Source organism: Streptomyces ziwulingensis (assembly GCF_039542605.1).
GTDB lineage: Bacteria > Actinomycetota > Actinomycetes > Streptomycetales > Streptomycetaceae > Streptomyces > Streptomyces ziwulingensis.
Genome location: NZ_BAABIG010000007.1, coordinates 131,318 through 149,661 on the forward strand (window position 1 = coordinate 131,318; position 18,344 = coordinate 149,661).

Sequence of the window (18,344 nt, forward strand, 5' to 3'; positions counted from 1 at the left end):
GCCGCGACGGGCAGCGGTCGGGTACCGTGCGGGCCATGTCGAGTCCTGAGTCGGACGAGGTGGGGGCTTTCGGTCACGCCGTCAGCCCCCTGAACCCCTGAGTTCGTAGCCCTGTCGTCGCGCCGCGTTCCGCGGCCGGGCGAGGTGCCCTGGGGGCTGGCCGCGGTGACGAGATGACCCTCTCGTGCTTCTCCTCACCTCGGAGCCACTCGATGCCTCTCCCGCTGTATCTGCTCGCCATGGCGGTTTTCGCCATGGGCACCTCGGAGTTCATGCTCGCCGGCCTGCTGCCGGACATCGCCTCGGACCTCGATGTCACCGTCGGCACCGCCGGAACGCTCACCTCGGCCTTCGCGGTCGGCATGCTCGTCGGTGCCCCGCTCGTGTCCGCGCTCGCCCGCGACTGGCCCAGGCGTTCCAGCCTGCTCGGGTTCGTCCTCACTTTCGCGGCAGCTCACGCCGTGGGCGCGATCACCACCAGCTTCCCGGTCCTGTTCGGCACCCGGGTCGTCGCCGCGCTCGCGAACGCGGGGTTCCTCGCCGTCGCTCTGACGGCCGCCGCCGCGCTGGTCTCACCCGTCGAGAAGGGACGTGCGCTGGCCGTGCTGCTGTCCGGCACGACGGTGGCCACGATCGCCGGTGTCCCCGGCGGCTCGGTGCTCGGCACGCTGCTCGGCTGGCGGGCCGCGTTCTGGGCCGTCGCCGCTCTCTGCCTGCCCGCGGCTCTCGGCGTCCTGAAGGGAATCCCAGCAGGACGTGAGGAGAGGGAGGCGACCGGCAGGCCGGCGTTGCGAGCGGAACTCGCCCAGCTCACCCGGGAGCGGTTGCTTCTGGTGATGCTGCTCGGCGCGCTGGTGAACTCGGCGACCTTCGCGAGCCTCACCTTCCTCGCCCCCGTGGTGACCGGCAGCGCCCGGCTGGGCGAGCTGTGGATCTCTGTCGCTCTGGTGCTCTTCGGCGCCGGCTCCTTCGTGGGCGTCACCGTCGCCGGCCGGCTGTCCGACCGGCGTCCCGGCGCGGTCGTCGCTGTCGGCGGCCCGCTGCTGCTCATCGGCTGGCCGGCCCTGGCGATGCTCGCCGACGAGCCGGTCGCCCTGTTCCTCCTGGTGTTCGTGCAGGGCGCACTGTCGTTCGCGCTGGGCAGCACGCTGATCACGCGGGTCCTCTACGAGGCCGCGGGAGCCCCCACCATGGCCGGCTCGTACGCGACGGCGGCGCTCAACGCGGGCGCCGCCGTCGGCCCCGTCATCGCCGCGGCCACCCTCGGCACCGGGGCCGGGGACCTCGGGCCGCTCTGGGCAAGCGGACTCCTCGTCGCGGTCGCGCTGCTCATCGCGTTCCCCCTCCGCACCGCCCTCACGGCCGGCCGGAGCACCGAGGCGTTCCGGTGACCCCTGCGCACACGCCCTTCGAGTGGGAGAACCGGCACGACACGCGGGGGTCAGCGTCCGCCGTCGACCGGGACGCCGTTCTCCAGTTCCACCGTGCCCGCGCCCGTCGCCAGGACGTCCAGCGCCGCCAGCACCCGGCCGTGCAGGGCGCCGAGCAGATGGCGGGACAGCTCCGCGGGCTCCACCAGCCGCCAGGACAGCAGCTCCTCCTCCTGGAGCCGGATGGCCTTGAGCTGGTCGGCGGTGAGGATTCCGCCGTCGTACAGGTACGCCACGATCGGTGGCCGGGCCGTCCCCGGCACCCAGTCCACCGCGAGCAGCCGGCCCGGCGCGAGGTCGAGGCCGATCTCCTCGGCCGTCTCCCGGCGGGCCCCCTGGCGCGGGGTCTCGCCCGCGTCGGACTCGATGGTGCCGCCGGGCAGCGCCCAGCCCTCCCGGTAGTTGGGCTCGACCAGCAGGACCCGGCCCTCGGCGTCCCGGAAGAGAGCGGCGGCTCCGGACAGGACGCGGGGGAGTCCGGCGATGTACGCGGCGTAGTCAGCAGAGGTCACCCCGGAAGCCTAACCAGGCCGGCGGGGTGTACTCCCGCCCCGCCCGGCCGCGTTCCAGGGACCGGGCAGGGGCATGACGGCGGGGGTGTGCTCCGGTTATGGTCGCAGCGGCGCGACTGCCTTGACGTGCGCAAGGCCCGAGAAACAAGGGGAGAACAAGGTGGCTGACGCTGCAGTGCACGGGACCCGGCGGGTGCTCGTCGCCGCGGACAAGTTCAAGGGGTCACTGACGGCCGTCGAGGTCGCCGAACGGGTGACGGCCGGGCTGCGCCGCGTCGTGCCCGACGTGCGGGTCGAGGCCCTGCCGGTCGCCGACGGCGGCGACGGCACGGTGGCCGCCGCGGTCGCGGCCGGCTTCGAACGCCGGGAGGTACGGGTCGCCGGACCCCTCGGTGCCGAGGTGACGGCGGCGTACGCGCTGCGCGGGGACACCGCGGTGGTGGAGATGGCCGAGGCGAGCGGGTTGCAGAGGCTGCCGGCCGGGGTGTTCGCCCCGCTGGCCGCGTCCACGTACGGCTCCGGGGAACTGCTGCGGGCCGCGCTGGACGCGGGCGCCCGGACGATCGTGTTCGGGGTCGGCGGCAGCGCCACCACGGACGGCGGCGCGGGCATGCTGTCGGCGCTGGGCGCCCGGTTCCTGGACCGGGACGGTGAGCCGGTGGCGCCGGGCGGCGGCGGGCTCGCCGCGCTGGCCACCGCCGACCTGACCGGCCTGGACGAGCGGCTCGCCGGGGTGGAACTGGTCCTCGCCAGTGACGTCGACAACCCGCTGACCGGCCCGAAGGGCGCCCCGGCCGTCTACGGACCGCAGAAGGGCGCCTCGCCGGACGACGTGGCGACGCTGGACGCGGCCCTCGCCCACTTCGCCGAGGTGCTGGAAGGCGCCGCGGGCGCGCGGGCCGCCGAGTACGCGGCCGCGCCGGGCGCGGGCGCCGCGGGCGGCATCGGATACGGGGCGCTGCTGATCGGCGCGCGGTTCCGCCCCGGCATCGAGGTGATGCTCGACGTGCTCGGCTTCGGGCCGGCGCTGGCCCGGGCCGACCTGGTGATCACCGGGGAGGGGTCGCTGGACGAGCAGACCCTGCACGGCAAGGCCCCGGCGGGCGTCGCCGCGGCGGCGCGCGCCGCGGACAAGGAGGTCGTCGCGGTCTGCGGCCGGCTCGCCCTGCCGCCGGCGGCCCTGGGCCGGGCCGGCATCCGGCGGGCCTACCCGCTGACCGACGAGGAGCCGGACGTGGCGAAGTGCGTCGCGCAGGCGGGCCCGCTCCTGGAACGGGTCGCGGCGGGCATCGCCCGGGACTTCCTGGTCTGAGGCCCCGCTCTCCCGGCGGTCGCGCCGGGGCGGGGCCGCACCGGCCCCGCCCCGGCGCGGTGCACCGGAACCGCTCAGACCCCGGCCCGCCGGTACCAGTCCTCGCCGACCACCATGTCGTTCACCCCGCGTGCCTCGCAGTAGGCGACGAGGTCGGACATGCGGTTGATGAAGCCGTGCCCGTTGAAGTTCAGGCTGGTGTTGCAGAGCACCCCCAAGCCCGTGTGGGCGGAGAAGGCCCCCAGCAGCCGGTGCAGCTCCGCGTTCGAGCGCGCGGAGACCGTCTGGACGCGGGCCGAACCGTCCACATGGGTCACGGCCCGCAGCCGGGCGTCCCGGACCTTGCGGAAGTAGAGCATGTAGGGGTCCTCGAAGTCCTTGTCGAACGCGCTCGCCAGGTCCTCCACCCGCGCCACGGGGGCGATCGGCCGGTAGTCCTCACGCTGCTTGATGTGGTTCAGCCGGTCCTTGCTCGCGGCGGAGAACGGTTCGGCGAGCAGGGAGCGGTTGCCGAGCGCGCGCGGGCCAATCTCCCAGCGGCCCTGCACCCAGGCCACCACCCGCCCGGCGGCCAGCGCCCCGGAGAGCGCCGCGTGGTCCAGCGGGCGCCGGGTCCACCGGGCGGGGTCGGGCGCCTGGTCGGTCACGAACTCCAGGCCGCTGTAGACGTTCCACTTGATGTACGGGCTGCCGGTCAGGGCCGTGAGCGCGTCGACGGCGGTGCCGATCGCCGAGCCGGAGTCGTTGGGGCACGGGGGTACGAAGACCTCCGAGAAGTGGTCGAGCTCGGCCCACTGCGCGTTCCAGTCGCAGTTGAGGCCGCAGCCGCCGGAGATCCGCAGCGGCAGCCCCGGCGGCAGCTCGCGGACCGCGGTCTCGGCGAAGGTCCGGAACATCCGCTCGGTGAGCAGTGCGGCGGCGGTGGTGCCGACGTCGGAGGTGACACCGCAGTCGAACAGCGGGGTGTCGCGGAACTCCTCCTTCGGCACCGGGTACGCGGTCTCGATCTTCAGCAGCCGGTCGATCGCCGCGGTGATCCCGGGATCGGCGTCGCGGTGGTCGGCGTGGGCCGCGAGCGCCATCAGCTTTCCGGCGTCGCTGAGCCGGGGAATGCTGCCCCTCGCGGCGAAGGTGGGGTCGCAGAGGGCGAACAGCGCCGCGTACTTGGCGCCGGGCTGCTCCATCACCTCGATGGTCCGCACCACCTGGAACCTGTCGTCGACCAGGTAGAACTTGCCCGTCATGCCCTCCCACACGAGCACCGCCTGGAGCGGGTGCGGGGCCGGCGGCGCCATGCCGATGGCGCCCAGGATGTGGGAGCGGTCGTGGGAGGAGGAGAAGTACCGCACGTTCTTGCCGAAGAACCGGCTCTCCCGCATGATCACGGAGTCGGTGCCGCCGTACCCGGCGCCCACCGTCCCCCGGATGTTGATCCCCTTCTCCTGCCAGCCCCCGACGGCGACCACGTCGGGGATCTCACCGAGCCGCTCGGCCAGGTCGAGCATCGTGGTCGGGGTGAGGAAGGAGTACCGGGCGAAGGAGTCCTTCTCGGACTCCAGGGAGTACAGCAGTTCACCGTCCTGGATGGCCGCCATGCATCCGTCGTGCCCGGGCTTGAACGCCACTACCAGCATCGAATCCTCCAGAGGGGGTGCGTCGGGGGCTGAACAAGGGGGAGTGCGGGGGAGTGCGGGTGGTGCGGGATGACAGGAAGAGGTGCGAGGGAGCGCGTCCGGGTCACCCGGGTGCCGCCTGCCGGATCGCGTCCAGCGTCTTCGCCACCGCCAGGGACTGGTCCAGCGGTACGAGGAACGCCGAGCGGTCTCCGGCGGCGGCGCGGGTCATCTCGGCCGCCATGAGCGCGTACGGGTCGACGGGCGGGTAAGGGCGTACGTCGACGCCCTCGGCCGTCCGCACCCGCAGTCCGGCCGGTTCACGGCCCGCGGTGAACGGCCGGTCCAGGCAGAGCGTCCCGCCGGTTCCGGTGATCGTCAGCGACTCCTGCCCGGTGCCGGTGAGGGAGGCCAGCACGCAGCCGGTGCCGCCGGGAAAGCGCAGCTCCGCGCGGGTCCGAAGGTCCGCCGAGCCGCCCGGCCAGGTGTCGCGGCGCACCCCGGTGACCACGGGGGCCGCCCACCCGTGGGCGGCGAGGACCGCGCCGACCGCGTAGCAGCCCACGTCGAGGAGGGCGCCGCCGCCCAGCGCGGCGTCCCGCCGGTAGTTGTGCGGGTCCGGGTCGGCCCCGTCGAAGACCGCCTCGACGTGCCGGACCTCGCCGACGACACCCTCGGCCAGCAGCCGCGCGAGGTCCCGGGTGCGCGGATGCCAGCGGTTCCAGGTGGCCTCCACCAGCAGCCGGCCCGCGGCGTCCGCGGCGTGGATCATGGTCTCCACCTCGGCGGCGCGCAGACCGAGCGGCTTCTCGCACAGCACGTGCTTGCCGGCCCGGAGCGCCCGCACCGCCCACTCGGCGTGGGCGCTGTTGTGCAGGGCGATGTAGACCACGTCCACGGACGGGTCCGCCACCAGGTCCGCGTAGTCGGTGAAGGTCCGCTCCGCGCCCAGGGCGCCGGTGCGCCGCGGCTCCCGTCCGGCGGCGGCGCGCAGGACGGCCCCGTCCAGGCCGCGCACGGCCGGTCCCACATTGGCCGTGGCGATGTGACCGGCGCCCAGAAAGCCCCAGCCGACGGAAGCCCCGGTCGCCGGCGCCACCCGCGTGTCCCCTTCGTCCGGTCGCCTCACGTCATGTCCTCCGCGTCCATCAGGTCCAGCACGAGTGAGCTCCAGCCGAAGGAGGTGGCGCCCTGGCCCGCCCCGGTCACCGGGTCGTAGCACTCCCGCATGCCGGACAGCGCCGCCATGCGCACGGTGCGGCGGGCCAGTTCGCGGGCCGGGCCGGTACGGCCGCGGGCGCGCAGGCCCCAGTACAGGTACCAGTTGAGGTTGATCCAGCTCGAACCGCGGAAGAGGGCACCGGTCTCGAAGTGCGGATCGAACGTCGGCTCGTCGGCCGCGACGCTGGGCAGCGGGTGGGGGAGCCAGAACCGCTCCGGGTTCAGCAGGTGCTCGTCGATGACGCGCCCGGCGAGCCGGCCGGGGATGTCGGGCAGCAGCAGCGGGAAGAGCGAGGAGACGGTGAGCACCTTCTGCTGCTCGCCGGTGCGCAGGTCCAGGTCCCAGAACGCGCCCGCCGCCTCGTCCCAGCACTCCGTCACCAGCGCCCGCGCCACCCGGCGGGAGCGCCGGGCGTAGCGGTCCGCCGGGTGGTCCGGCTGCGGGCAGTCGGCCAGCAGCCGGGACAGCGCGGCCAGCCCGTCGGCGTACACGGTGGCGAAGAGGACGTCGACCCAGCGGAACCCGCCGGCCCCCGCCGGAGCGGAGTGGGGCCGGCGTCCGGCCGAGTAATGCCCGAGCAGCTCGCGCATGGCCTGATGCCAGCGGGGCGAGACCTCGGTGGCGGGCACCCCCGCGATCCCCAGCGCCGCGTCGTACTTGCTGCTGGAGTCGAGGCCGGACTCGTCCGGCTGGTGGATGACCGGCAGCCCGTTGGGCAGGGTGCGCCGGTGGTGCAGCCAGTCGAAGACGGACGCCACCCGGGGCAGTACCGAGGCCAGCCACTCCCGGTCCCCGCCCGCCTCGTGGACCCGCTCGACGGCTCTGGCCAGGACCGGCGGGGCGAGGGTGATGGAGGTCCAGCCGTCCCACAGGGCGATCCGGAAGTCCTCGGTCGCCCGGGCCCGCAGATGCCTCTGCCACAGCAGCATGTGCGGCAGGAAGCCGTCCGGCGCGACGCCGTGCAGCAGGGTGTCGATCTCGGCGGCGGCCCGGGCCGGGTCGACCCGGGCCAGGGCGATCGCGTGGTAGGCGCTGTCCCAGGCCCACTGGAAGGGATAGCTGTCCGGCGAGGGGCAGGTGAAGTCGTACGCCACCCCGTGATCGGTGCCCGTACGGCGGTTGGCCACCAGGGTGCGCAGCGCGTGGGCGGCGGCGTCGGACGTGTCCGCGGGGGCCTCGCGGACCCGGGTGGCCGTCGGGCGGGCGGCGGTCACAGCAGCGACCCGCTCTTCTGCCGGACGTCCAGCTCCGCCGGGAGGGCCGCGGCCCCGGCCGGCGCGCCGGGCGGGCCCGCGGTGGTGAGGGAGGGTTTCATGGCGCCCCCCGCGCCGTAGTTCTCGAACGCGTCGCGCACCGCGTCCGCGTCGTCGAAGTCGATCCGAGAGGTCACCACCGCCTCCGCGTCCACCACACCGTGCAGGACGAGGTGGAGCGCGACCCGGGCGACGTGGGCGGAGCGGGTCATCGAGAACGCCCGGACGTCGAACGGGGTCGCCCTCAGCCGCAGCCCCTTGGCGAGGATCGCCCAGGTGTTGAGGGACTGGGGCAGCCCGGTGGCGCCGTAGACGACGTAGTCGCCGCCCGGCCGCAGCAGACCCATGGCGAGTTCCCGGGCGTCCGGGCCGACGTGGGCGTCCAGATGCGGCAGGGCGTCGAAGACGAAGTCCGCGTAGTGGTCCTGGTACTCGGCGATCAGCGCCTCCACCTCCGGCACCTGCCGGGTGAGGTCGAAGACGGTCGTCGCGCCGGCCGCCGTGGCGCGGGCCAGCCGGGCGCCGTCCAGGTCGAAGACGGTCACCGAACGCACGCCGAAGTACCGCAGCATCACCTGGAGGGCGAGCATCCCGCTCGGCCCCGAGCCCAGCAGCACACAGTCGTCACCCGGCCGCGGGGGGTTGACCAGCAGCGAACGCAGCACGGAGGTCAGCGGTTCGATGACGGTGGCCAGGTGCCCGGGCAGTTCCGGCGGGACCACGACCGCCGCCGCCTGGTGCGAGTCGTGGAAGTGCCTGCTGGTGTACCAGTCGGTCTCCCGGACCGCGCCCGCGTCCGCGAAGAGCGGGCGGATGGCCCGGTAGTCGGCCATCCCGCCGAAGTCGGTCTGGCCCCAGTAGCAGATCCGGTCGCCCTCGCGCACCGTACCGCGCAGCTCCGCCCCGACCTGCACGGCCTGGCCCACGTACTCGTGCCCGGGGACGACCGGCCAGGCGTCGGGGAACAGATGGCCGCGGTAGTAGGAGATGTCGGTCGAGCAGATCGACACGGCCTCCGTCCGCAGGATGACCTCGTCGGGGCCGCACACCGGATCGGGAACGGTCGCCGGCCGCAGACGTCCGGGGCCGGACAGCAGGTAAGCGCGCATGGAGCGGTTCCTTTACGAGAACGTGGTGGGTCGGGCCGAGCGGATCAGGACGTCTTCGTCCGGTGATCGCGCAGGACCCACAGAGCGAGACCGGCCGAGCAGACGGCCGACACGGCGAACGGGACACGGGTGTCGACGTCCACGCCGATACCCGTCAGCCACACCATCGCGGTGGTCAGGGCGGCGGCGCCGACACCCAGCGAGGCGTTGAGCGGGCCGTGCCGCTCGACCGGGGTCCGGCCGAGCAGCCAGCCCTGGTACACGGGGATCAGGGGCGCGGCACCGAGGGCGAAGACCACCACGCCCACCCGGGCCACACCCGCGGGGCCCGCACAGAGCAGCACATCGCCGACGACGGTGAGCAGCACCCCGGACAGCAGGACGGTGGTCACGGAGGTGCGTCTGACCAGCGCGTCACCGAACAGCCGGGCGGGGGTGTACGTGATCCAGAGCAGCGCCAGCAGGAACGACGCGTCGGAGAGCGACAGCCCGTACCGGTACCGGCCGAGCGTGGTCACCCAGGAGACCACGACGGTCTCCGCGGCCATCAGCGTCGCGTACACCACGAGGTGCGGCAGCCAGGTCCGTACCAGCGCCGCGGTCAGCCGGGCCTCCGGCGCCCGCCCCGGCTCCCGCGCGCCGCCCGTGCCCGCGCGATCCGCCCGGCCCGGTCCGCCCCCGGCCCGCGACCGGTTCAGCAGCGCCCCCGCGACGGCCGACACCACCAGCGCCGCCGTGAACACCCCGTACACCGCGCGGTAGTCGCCGTCGCCCGGCACCAGCACACCCACCAGGAAGGGCGCGACGAAATTGCCCACACTGAAGGTCGCGTACAGGGCGGAGATCCGGTGATGGCGGGCCGGCAGCCGGTAGAGGTGCGAGACGGTGGCGAGGCTGCCCAGCGAGAAGGCCGCGCCGTGCAGGAACGCCCCGGTCAGCACGCCCGGGTAGCTCCGCACCCCGATCAGTACCGCGCACCCCGCCAGCCCCACCAGCAACGCCAGCATCGTCGTCCGCGCGATCCCGGCCCGCCGCAGCACGACCGGCCCGGCGAACATCGCCGCGATCAGCCCCACGTCCTTGAGGTTCTGGACGTTGGCGATCTGGCCCCCGCTCAGGCCGTACTCCTCGCGGAAGGTGGTGACCAGGGCGGGGACCAGCCCCATGCCGAGGGCCACGACGCCATGGACCACGAAGAGGTGGACGACGGTCAGGGCGTGGCCGCCGGAGGCGGGGGAGTCCGTGGCGGGGGAGCCCTCGGCCGCCGGTGCCGGACCGGCGGCCAGTGTGCCGGCGGGCCGGGCCGCCGCGTCGGTGGTGCCCGTGTCGTTCACCGGACCGTCGGCGGGGCCGCGGCGTCGGCCAGCTCGGCCGCGGTGGCGTGCGCGGCGAAGGTCTCCGGGTCGAGTTCGCGGGCCTCGCGCAACTGGGAGCGGCCCAGGTCCGGGCTGCCGTCGGCGGTCACGGTACGGCCGATGCGCAGGAGGTAACGGCACAGTGCCGCCCGGCCGGTCCGCGCGTCGGCGGCGCCGCGCGCCACGGCCGAGGCGATCGCCTCCTGAAGTCCCGCGCGCTCGTTGACGCAGCGCATCCGGTTGAACGCGTCCACCCCGCCGGACTGCCTGCGCGAGGCGCTGCCGCCCTCCTTCGGCACCCGGTAGCGGGTCGGGACACCGGGCACGTGGTCGATCGCCGCGCCACTGCCCAGATAGCGGAAGAGGGTCGCCACGTCCTCGCAGAACGGCGACGCGGGGAAGGGTACCCGCCGTGCCAGGTCGGTGCGCAGGTTCATGGCGGAGGGAATGGCGATGTTGTCGCGTTCGACCGCCTGCTCGAACCACCGCTCACGCCCGCGCAGCTTGGGCAGCTTCTGCTGCTCGTCGAGCATGCGCAGGCCGGGCAGCAGCCCGTCCGGGTCCCACGCGGCGCCGTGTTCGTCGATGAACTCGACGTCGTTGTACGCGAAGTCCAGCTCCGGGTCGGCGGCGAAGGCGGCGCGGACCGCGGCCACCCGCCCGGGGTGTGCCAGGTCGTCGGCGTCCAGATAGGCCAGCAGGGGGTGCCCGTCCCGGTGCGCGGCCTCGATCCCGAGGTTCCGGGCCTGCCCGGCGCCGGCGTTGCGCGGGGCGCGCAGCACCGTCACCCGGCCCGCCGGGGAAGCGGCGAGGCCGGCCAGGAACTCGGCGGTGCCGGGCGCGGGCGAGGCGTCGTCCACCAGGTAGGCGCACCAGTCCGGGTCGGTCTGCCGCTCCAGGCTGTCCAGGGTCAGACGCAGGCAGTCGCGGCGCCAGGCCGAACCGTCGTCGTAGTACGGGATCACGAAGGCTACGGCCGGCGAGCTGCCGGTGGTGGAAGGCATGACCATCCTCGGGGGAGTTCCGTCCGGTAGTGCGGTAGTGCGGTAGTGCGGTAGTGGGTGATGCGGTGATGCGGTGATGCGGTCGTCCGGTTGGTCCGGCCGGGGGTCAGGGAGTGCCGGAGAGGGCGCCGGACGCGGAGGAGCCCTCGGCCGGCGGCTCCGGGGCCGGGTTCGGGTCCAGGTCCGGAGCGGTCTCGACCGTCAGTCCGTCCGGGGCCCGCCGGACGCGCAGCGCCGCCACACCGGGGACGACCAGGTCGGCCCGGAGCCGGGCGGCCGGATGGGTGGTGGTCACCGCGATGCGGCGCATCCCGGCGGCCCGCGCCGACTCCAGGCCGGCGGGCGTGTCCTCGACGACCAGGCAGTCGCGCGGGGCGACCCCCAGCCGTGCGGCCGCGCGGAGGAAGGGCTCGGGGTCCGGCTTGCCCCGGGTGATGTCGTCGGCGGTGACGAGGACCGGCGGATCGATGCCGACCCGGCGCAGCCGGGCGTCGGCCGTGCGGCGGCTCGCGGACGTCACCACCGCCCAGCGCTCGCGCGGCAGCGCCCGCAGCAGCCCGGCCGCCCCGGGCACCAGTACGCATTCGGCGTCCTCGGCCTCCAGGTCGTCGTACCGCCGGACCGCGGCCGCCACCCGGTGCGGAGGCAGTACCTGGGCGACCACCTCGGCGACCGGCCGGCCGAACATCGCGACCGGGTCGAAGGAACCGGCCGGTACGCCGTGCTCCGCGGCCCACCGCGCCCAGCAGCGCAGGACGGCGGGGGTGGAGTCGACCAGGGTGCCGTCGTTGTCGAACAGGATCGCTTGCACCTTCATGCCGTCTTGCTCTCCTTCGGACCCGAGCACGGGGCGGCTCATGCCGCCGCCCGTGAAGAAGCCCCCGGCCCGGATGTCCGGACCGGGGGAGCGGGGGCACTTCCAGCATGGTCGGTGGTGTGCGAGGCGGTCTCCGCGCTCCTCGGTCCGTGCACTTCGGGACCGGGCCGCTGCCCGACCGGGAGCGATCCGGGCCGGTGCGATTGCCGTCGCGGGGGAGCCGCCCCCGGGCCACGCGAAGGGCCCCGGACCGTTGCGGTCCGGGGCCCTTCACTCACGTCTGGGCGGCGTTACGGCGACTGCGCCGTGCGCGCCTCGCGACGGTTGTCACGGAAGTTGTTCACCCGGCGGGCCGTGGCGAACAGGGGGATCACCGCGCCCATGACGAGCTGCAGCGCGCACCCCGTCTGGAGCAGCAGTTGCCCGCTCGGCGCCTCGAACGCCCAGCCGGCCAGCAGCCCCATCGACAGCACGATCCAGACGAGCATCGCCACCGCGAGGCGGCCCCGCGGCTTCGGGTACTCCACGCGGCTGACCATCAGCCACGCCGTCCCCAGAATGGCCAGCACCGTCGCCACGAAGGGCAGCTCCAGCAGCACGATCGAGACGATCGTCAGCGCGCCGAACGGCGACGGCATGCCCTGGAAGGTGCCGTCCTTGACGGTGACGCACGAGAATCTGGCCAGCCTGAGCACCACCGCGAGCAGGACGACGATCGCCCCGACCGCCGCCAGCCGCTGGTGCGCGTCGTCGGCGACCATCCCGTAGACGAGGACGAAGTACGCCGGCGCCAGGCCGAAGCTGATCAGGTCGGAGAGGTTGTCCAGCTCCGCACCCATCGGGGAGCTGCGCAGCTTGCGTGCCACCAGGCCGTCGAAGAGGTCGAAGACCGCCGCGCAGAGCATCAGGATGACCGTCGTGGCCGCGCTGTGGCGGGCCATGCCGGACTCCTGGCTGCCCTGGAGGTGCGGGATCAGAATGCCGGTGGTGGTGAAGTACACCGCCATGAAGCCGCAGGTCGCGTTGCCGAGAGTGAGGGTGTCCGCTATCGACAGACGGAGCGAGAGCGGCATCTCCTCCTCGTCCTCGTCGGCCTCCGGCACCCAGCCGGTCTTGGTATCCGGATCAACCACGGTCAATTCGAGTCACCCCAGCCACGGTCTTCTGACCGACCTCGACCGCCACCTCCACGCCCTCGGGCAGGTAGAGGTCGACACGGGAGCCGAAGCGGATGAGTCCGACTCGCTCACCCTGCTCGACCTTGGTGCCCTGCGGCACGTACGGGACGATGCGGCGAGCCACCGCACCGGCGATCTGGATCATCTCGATGTCACCCAGCTCGGTGTCGAAGTGCCACACCACCCGCTCGTTGTTCTCGCTCTCCTTGTTGAAAGCGGGAACGAAGCCACCGGGGAGGTGCTCGACCGAGGTCACCGTGCCGGCCAGCGGCGCGCGGTTCACGTGGACGTTGAGCGGGCTCATGAAGATCGCCACGCGGGTGCGCCCGTCCTTCCACGGCATGATGCTCTGCACCACACCGTCGGCCGGCGAGATGAACCGGCCCTGGGTGATCTCGCGCTCCGGGTCGCGGAAGAACCACAGCATCCCCGCCGCGAGCGCGGTGACGGGAACGGCGACGGCCTTGGCGGCACCGGAGCGACGGGCACGCAGCAGGCTGACGGCCGCGGTGGCGACGGTCGGGAGGAGCCACGGCGATGCTCCGCGCGCGAGGCGTACGCCGGCAAGGCTGTCGCGGTGTGCAGAGGTCTGGCTGTGGGGCATGGATGACCTTCGTAGCGGATGATGCCGCGCTTCGGAAACGGGGGACGGCGGCTTTCTCGCGATCGTAGCGGCTCCGGGCCGCAACTGGGTAAGCCAGAAAGCCGAGTCGACGGCCGGAGCACGCCTACGGGGTGTGATCTTCTTCTCCATGAAAACACCCCTTATCCGGACATCTAGCCTTGGAATCGATACTCTTCGAGCAGCCTGCGACCGATGATCATTTTCTGGATCTCGGCGGTCCCTTCACCGATCAGCAGCATGGGTGCCTCGCGGTAGAGGCGCTCGATCTCGTACTCCTTGGAGAAGCCGTAGCCGCCGTGGATCCGGAAGGCGTCCTCCACGACCTCTTTGCAGTACTCGGAGGCGAGGTACTTGGCCATCCCCGCTTCCAGGTCGTTTCGTTCCCCTGAGTCCTTTTTGCGTGCAGCGTTCACCATCATCGCATGCGCCGCCTCCACCTTGGTAGCCATCTCGGCCAGCTTGAACGCAATAGCCTGGTGCCCCGCAATCGGCTTTCCGAACGTGTGGCGCTGCTGCGCGTATCGCACGCCGAGTTCGAAGGCGCGCTGGGCGACACCGCAGCCCCGGGCGGCGACATTCACCCGGCCGACCTCCACACCGTCCATCATTTGGTAAAAACCCCGGCCGGTGGTGCCGCCGAGCACCCGGTCGGCCGGAATGCGCAGTCCATCCATGATCATCTCGGTGGTGTCGACGCCCTTGTACCCCATCTTGTCGATCTTCCCGGGGATGGTCAGGCCGGGGCGGACCTCGCCGAACCCGGGTTCCTTCTCCACCAGGAAGGTCGTCATCGACTTGTGCGGGGCGGTGCCCTCCGGGTGACCCTCGTCACTGCGCACCAGCACGGCCACCAGGGACGAGGTGCCGCCGTTGGTCAGCCACATCTTCTGGCCGGTCAGGGCGTACTCCCCGCCGCTCCCGGCCGCGCCCGAGCCGTCCCCGTCGACCCGCACCGCCTTCGACGTGATCGCCGACACGTCGGAGCCGAGCCCCGGTTCCGACATCGAGAACGCGCCCCGGACGTCACCGGTGGCCATCCGCGGCAGGAAGTGGTCCCGCTGCTCCTGGGTGCCGTGCTGCTTGAGCATGTACGCCACGATGAAGTGCGTGTTGATGATGCCGGACACCGACATCCAGCCGCGGGCGATCTCCTCCACGCACAGCGCGTAGGTCAGCAGCGACTCGCCCAGACCCCCGTACTCCTCCGGGATCATCAGGCCGAACAGGCCCAGTTCCCGGAGTCCGTCCACGATGGCCTGCGGGTACTCGTCGCGGTGCTCCAGTTCGGTCGCGACCGGGAGGATCTCCTTGTCGACGAAGTCCCGGACGGTGGCAAGGATCTCCCGCTGGACGTCGGTGAGACCGGCGGTCTGGGCGAGTCGCGCCATCACTTCTTCCCCTGTTCCCTCAGGTGGGGGCGGCCGGGCTGTTCGCCACCGCGCTCCTTGATGTACGTCCCGGTGGGCACCATCACCTTGCGGCGGAAGACGCACACCAGCGTGCCGTCCTGCTTGTAGCCCTTGGTCTCCACCTGCACGATCCCGCGGTCGTCCTTCGACCTGGAGGGCCACTTGTCGAGCACGGTCGTCTCGCCGTAGAGCGTGTCGCCGTGGAAGGTCGGCGCCACGTGCTTGAGCGACTCGATCTCCAGGTTGGCGATCGCCTTGCCGGAGACGTCCGGGACGGACATGCCGAGCAGCAGCGAGTAGATGTAGTTCCCCACCACCACGTTCTTGCCGAAGTCGGTCGTGGACTCGGCGTAGTTGGCGTCCAGGTGGAGCGGGTGGTGGTTCATGGTGAGGAGGCAGAAGAGGTGGTCGTCGTACTCCGTGACCGTCTTCCCGGGCCAGTGCTTGTAGACCGCGCCGACCTCGAACTCCTCGTAGGTGCGTCCGAACTGCATGGCGCTCAGCCCTCCGGGATCTCGAACTTGCTGGTGCGCCGCAGGCCGGCCGCGCGCCCCTTGCCGGAGACGACCAGCGCCATCTTGCGGCTGGCCTCGTCGATCATCTCGTCGCCGAGCATCGCCGAGCCCTTCCGGCCGCCCGCCTCGGAGGTGCAGTACTCGTAGGCGTCCAGGATCAGCTCGGCGTGGTCGTAGTCCTCCTGGGAGGGCGAGAAGACCTCGTTGGCCGCCTCCACCTGGCCGGGGTGCAGCACCCACTTGCCGTCGAAGCCGAGGGCCGCGGCGCGGCCGGCCACCTCGCGGAAGCCGTCCACGTTCCTGATCTGGAGGTAGGGGCCGTCGATCGCCTGGAGGTCGTTGGCGCGGGCCGCCATCAGGATCTTCATCAGGATGTAGTGGTAGGCGTCGGCCGAGTAGCCGGGCGGCTGCTCGCCGACGACCAGGGACTTCATGTTGATGGAGGCCATGAAGTCGGCCGGGCCGAAGATGATGGTCTCGGTGCGCGGGGACGCCTCGGCGATCGCGTTGACGTTGTTCAGGCCCCGCGCGTTCTCGATCTGCGCCTCGATGCCGATCCGGCCGACCTCGAAGCCCATCGTCTTCTCGATCTGGGTGAGCAGCAGGTCCAGGGCGACGACCTGCTGGGCGTCCTGGACCTTGGGCAGCATGATGCAGTCCAGGTTCGGGCCGGCGCCCTCCACGACCGTGACGACGTCCCGGTACGTCCACTCGGTCGTCCAGTCGTTCACGCGCACCACCCGGGTCTTGCCCGTCCAGTCGCCCTCGTTCAGGAACTTGACGACGGTGTGCCGGGCCTCCGGTTTGGCCAGCGGCGCGCAGGCGTCCTCCAGGTCGAGGAAGACCTGGTCGGCGGCGAGGCCCTGGGCCTTCTCCAGGAAGCGGGGGTTCGAGCCGGGCACGGCCAGACAGGAACGGCGGGGGCGCAGTCGGTCGACGGGCTTCGTCATGCGGGAACCTCCAGGGGGTCGAGCTTGTTCGCTTTCCGGATCTCGTCCACGATCCGGCCGATGATGCCGGTGATGTCGAAGTCCTTCGGGGTGAAGACCGCGGCCACTCCGGCGGCCCGCAGCCGTTCGGCGTCACCGCTTGGGATGATGCCACCGACGATCACCGGTACCTCTGTGGCACCGGCCACACGCAGCCGGTCCAGCACGTCCGGGACGAGCCGCGCGTGCGAACCGGACAGGATGGACAGGCCCACCGCGTGCACGTCCTCGGCCAGGGCGGCGTCCACGATCTGCTCGGGGGTGAGCCGGATGCCCTGGTACACCACCTCGAAGCCGGCGTCCCGGGCGCGCACCGCGATCTGCTCGGCGCCGTTGGAGTGCCCGTCCAGGCCCGGCTTGCCGACCAGGAAGCGCAGTCTGCCGACGCCGAGGTCGCGCGCCGTCAGCTCCACCGCGCGCCGGATCTCCGCCAGCGCCGAGCCCTGCTCGGCGGCGACCGCGACCGGCGCCGACGACACCCCCGTGGGCGCCCGGAACTCGCCGAACACCTCGCGCAGGGCCCCGGCCCACTCGCCGGTGGTGGCGCCGGCCCGGGCGCACTCCAGGGTGGCCTCCATCAGGTTCCCGGTGCCCTTGGCGGCCTCCTTCAGCCGCTCCAGCGCCTTGCAGGGGCGCGGGTGGTTGAACGGCGGCTGGTAGCGGGTGTCGCGCCAGTGCTGGAGCGCGCCGACGACCCGCGCCTCCACCTCCGGGTCCACCGTCTGCACGGCGGTGTCCAGGTCGGCGGTGAGCGGACTGGGCTCGCTGCCCTCGAAGGCGTTGACGCCGACGATCTTCTCCTCGCCGGACTCGATCCGGGCCCGCCGCTCGGCGTGCGAGGAGACCAGCCGCGCCTTGAGGTAGCCGGACTCGACGGCCGCCAGCGCGCCGCCCATCTCCTCGATCCGGTCCATCTCGGCGAAGGAGTCCGCGACGAGCTGCGCCACCTTCGCCTCGACCACCTTCGAGCCCTCGAAGAGGTCGTCGTACTCCAGCAGGTCGCTCTCGTACGCCAGCACCTGCTGGATGCGCAGCGACCACTGCTGGTCCCAGGGGCGGGGCAGGCCCAGCGCCTCGTTCCAGGCCGGGAGCTGTACGGCCCGGGCGCGGGCGTCCTTGGAGAGGGTGACGGCGAGCATCTCCAGGACGATCCGCTGGACATTGTTCTCCGGCTGCGCCTCGGTCAGGCCGAGCGAGTTGACCTGGACGCCGTAGCGGAAGCGGCGGTGCTTGGGGTCCTCGATGCCGTACCGCTCCCGGGTGACGCGGTCCCAGATGCGGCCGAACGCCCGCATCTTGCACATCTCCTCGACGAAGCGGACGCCCGCGTTCACGAAGAAGGAGATACGGCCGACCACGTCGCCCATGCGCTCGGCCGGCACCTGGCCGGAGTCGCGGACGGCGTCCAGCACCGCGATCGCCGTGGACATCGCGTACGCGATCTCCTGGACCGGCGTGGCGCCCGCCTCCTGGAGGTGGTAGCTGCAGATGTTGATCGGGTTCCACCTCGGCAGGTGGGAGACCGTGTACGCGATCATGTCGGTGGTCAGCCGGAGGGAGGGCCCCGGCGGGAAGACGTGCGTCCCGCGGGACAGGTACTCCTTGACGATGTCGTTCTGGGTGGTGCCGCTGAGCCGGGTGAGGTCGGCGCCCTGCTCCTCGGCGACCACCTGGTAGAGCGCCAGCAGCCACATGGCCGTGGCGTTGATGGTCATCGAGGTGTTCATCTGCTCCAGCGGAATGTCCTGGAACAGCCGGCGCATGTCACCGAGGTGCGCGACCGGCACCCCGACCCGGCCGACCTCGCCGCGGGCGAGGATGTGGTCGGAGTCGTAACCGGTCTGCGTCGGCAGGTCGAACGCCACCGACAGACCCGTCTGCCCCTTGGCGAGATTGCGCCGGTACAACTCGTTGGAGGCCTCGGCCGTGGAGTGACCGGCATACGTGCGCATCAGCCACGGCCGGTCTTTCTGACGTTCGCTCATCTCTTCGACCTCAGAC

16 protein-coding genes are annotated in these 18,344 nt (G+C 72.4%); 2 read left to right on the plus strand and 14 right to left on the minus strand.

The genetic code is table 11. The features are described from left to right. Positions 1 to 212 precede the first annotated feature (212 nt). Positions 213 to 1,391, plus strand: coding sequence for a Cmx/CmrA family chloramphenicol efflux MFS transporter (locus tag ABEB00_RS03460; protein WP_345617342.1), 1,179 nt, complete (start codon positions 213 to 215; stop codon positions 1,389 to 1,391). Positions 1,392 to 1,441: 50 nt separating this feature from the next. On the opposite strand, the gene ABEB00_RS03465 is transcribed toward ABEB00_RS03460, so the two are convergent. After that, positions 1,442 to 1,942 carry an NUDIX domain-containing protein gene (locus ABEB00_RS03465; protein WP_345617343.1) on the minus strand — a complete coding sequence of 167 codons (501 nt, stop codon included), beginning with the start codon at positions 1,940 to 1,942 and terminating at the stop codon, positions 1,442 to 1,444. A 175-nt stretch (positions 1,943 to 2,117) separates the two neighbouring features. Here ABEB00_RS03465 and ABEB00_RS03470 point away from each other — a divergent pair, with 175 nt between their 5' ends. Next, positions 2,118 to 3,254: a glycerate kinase gene (locus ABEB00_RS03470; RefSeq protein WP_345617511.1), complete on the plus strand. Its 1,137-nt coding sequence runs from the start codon at positions 2,118 to 2,120 to the stop codon at positions 3,252 to 3,254. Positions 3,255 to 3,328: 74 nt separating this feature from the next. On the opposite strand, the gene ABEB00_RS03475 is transcribed toward ABEB00_RS03470, so the two are convergent. From ABEB00_RS03475 to ABEB00_RS03535, 13 genes are all read right to left on the minus strand, one after another. Then, entirely contained in the window at positions 3,329 to 4,888 is a 1,560-nt protein-coding gene (locus ABEB00_RS03475) for a carbamoyltransferase C-terminal domain-containing protein (protein WP_345617345.1), read from the minus strand. Positions 4,889 to 4,991: 103 nt separating this feature from the next. Then, positions 4,992 to 5,996 carry a Gfo/Idh/MocA family protein gene (locus tag ABEB00_RS03480; protein WP_345617346.1) on the minus strand — a complete coding sequence of 335 codons (1,005 nt, stop codon included), beginning with the start codon at positions 5,994 to 5,996 and terminating at the stop codon, positions 4,992 to 4,994. Beyond that, the gene (locus ABEB00_RS03485) at positions 5,993 to 7,303 is read right to left on the minus strand and encodes an MGH1-like glycoside hydrolase domain-containing protein (RefSeq protein ID WP_345617347.1); all 1,311 of its coding nucleotides are present in this window, start codon (positions 7,301 to 7,303) and stop codon (positions 5,993 to 5,995) included. Before ABEB00_RS03485 ends, ABEB00_RS03480 begins: the two co-directional genes overlap by 4 nt. Next, on the minus strand, positions 7,300 to 8,451 hold the full coding sequence (locus ABEB00_RS03490) for a zinc-dependent alcohol dehydrogenase (protein ID WP_345617348.1): 1,152 nt from the start codon (positions 8,449 to 8,451) through the stop codon (positions 7,300 to 7,302). The genes ABEB00_RS03485 and ABEB00_RS03490 overlap by 4 nt, the downstream gene beginning before the upstream one ends. A gap of 44 nt (positions 8,452 to 8,495) precedes the next feature. Beyond that, positions 8,496 to 9,785, minus strand: coding sequence for an MFS transporter (locus tag ABEB00_RS03495; RefSeq protein ID WP_345617349.1), 1,290 nt, complete (start codon positions 9,783 to 9,785; stop codon positions 8,496 to 8,498). Then, on the minus strand, positions 9,782 to 10,810 hold the full coding sequence (locus ABEB00_RS03500) for a glycosyltransferase family 2 protein (protein ID WP_345617350.1): 1,029 nt from the start codon (positions 10,808 to 10,810) through the stop codon (positions 9,782 to 9,784). The genes ABEB00_RS03495 and ABEB00_RS03500 overlap by 4 nt, the downstream gene beginning before the upstream one ends. Positions 10,811 to 10,916: 106 nt before the next feature. Further along, positions 10,917 to 11,627, minus strand: a complete 711-nt coding sequence (locus ABEB00_RS03505; protein WP_345617351.1) for an HAD-IA family hydrolase — start codon at positions 11,625 to 11,627, stop codon at positions 10,917 to 10,919. Between the two features lie 290 nt (positions 11,628 to 11,917). Further along, a complete protein-coding gene (pssA, locus tag ABEB00_RS03510; protein WP_345617512.1) occupies positions 11,918 to 12,730 on the minus strand; it encodes a CDP-diacylglycerol--serine O-phosphatidyltransferase in 813 nt (270 codons plus the stop codon). 22 nt (positions 12,731 to 12,752) lie between these two features. Continuing rightward, complete coding sequence (locus tag ABEB00_RS03515; RefSeq protein ID WP_345617513.1) at positions 12,753 to 13,409, minus strand: phosphatidylserine decarboxylase; 657 nt, start codon at positions 13,407 to 13,409, stop codon at positions 12,753 to 12,755. 173 nt (positions 13,410 to 13,582) lie between these two features. Further along, entirely contained in the window at positions 13,583 to 14,818 is a 1,236-nt protein-coding gene (locus ABEB00_RS03520) for an acyl-CoA dehydrogenase family protein (RefSeq protein WP_345617352.1), read from the minus strand. Further along, on the minus strand, positions 14,818 to 15,333 hold the full coding sequence (locus ABEB00_RS03525) for a MaoC family dehydratase (RefSeq protein ID WP_345617353.1): 516 nt from the start codon (positions 15,331 to 15,333) through the stop codon (positions 14,818 to 14,820). Before ABEB00_RS03525 ends, ABEB00_RS03520 begins: the two co-directional genes overlap by 1 nt. Positions 15,334 to 15,338: 5 nt before the next feature. Continuing rightward, the gene (locus tag ABEB00_RS03530; RefSeq protein WP_345617355.1) at positions 15,339 to 16,304 is read right to left on the minus strand and encodes an HpcH/HpaI aldolase/citrate lyase family protein; all 966 of its coding nucleotides are present in this window, start codon (positions 16,302 to 16,304) and stop codon (positions 15,339 to 15,341) included. Next, complete coding sequence (locus tag ABEB00_RS03535) at positions 16,301 to 18,328, minus strand: protein meaA (RefSeq protein WP_345617356.1); 2,028 nt, start codon at positions 18,326 to 18,328, stop codon at positions 16,301 to 16,303. Before ABEB00_RS03535 ends, ABEB00_RS03530 begins: the two co-directional genes overlap by 4 nt. Positions 18,329 to 18,344: the final 16 nt, after the last annotated feature.

Excerpts from the sequence above, each read along its gene's own strand:
- ABEB00_RS03460 (WP_345617342.1), top strand. The coding sequence starts at position 213 with ATGCCTCTCCCGCTGTATCTGCTCGCCATGGCGGTTTTCGCCATGGGC.
- ABEB00_RS03475 (WP_345617345.1), bottom strand. The coding sequence starts at position 4,888 with ATGCTGGTAGTGGCGTTCAAGCCCGGGCACGACGGATGCATGGCGGCC.
- ABEB00_RS03490 (WP_345617348.1), bottom strand. The coding sequence starts at position 8,451 with ATGCGCGCTTACCTGCTGTCCGGCCCCGGACGTCTGCGGCCGGCGACC.
- ABEB00_RS03500 (WP_345617350.1), bottom strand. The coding sequence starts at position 10,810 with ATGCCTTCCACCACCGGCAGCTCGCCGGCCGTAGCCTTCGTGATCCCG.
- ABEB00_RS03505 (WP_345617351.1), bottom strand. The coding sequence starts at position 11,627 with ATGAAGGTGCAAGCGATCCTGTTCGACAACGACGGCACCCTGGTCGAC.
- ABEB00_RS03515 (WP_345617513.1), bottom strand. The coding sequence starts at position 13,409 with ATGCCCCACAGCCAGACCTCTGCACACCGCGACAGCCTTGCCGGCGTA.
- ABEB00_RS03520 (WP_345617352.1), bottom strand. The coding sequence starts at position 14,818 with ATGGCGCGACTCGCCCAGACCGCCGGTCTCACCGACGTCCAGCGGGAG.
- ABEB00_RS03525 (WP_345617353.1), bottom strand. The coding sequence starts at position 15,333 with ATGCAGTTCGGACGCACCTACGAGGAGTTCGAGGTCGGCGCGGTCTAC.
- ABEB00_RS03530 (WP_345617355.1), bottom strand. The coding sequence starts at position 16,304 with ATGACGAAGCCCGTCGACCGACTGCGCCCCCGCCGTTCCTGTCTGGCC.
- ABEB00_RS03535 (WP_345617356.1), bottom strand. The coding sequence starts at position 18,328 with ATGAGCGAACGTCAGAAAGACCGGCCGTGGCTGATGCGCACGTATGCC.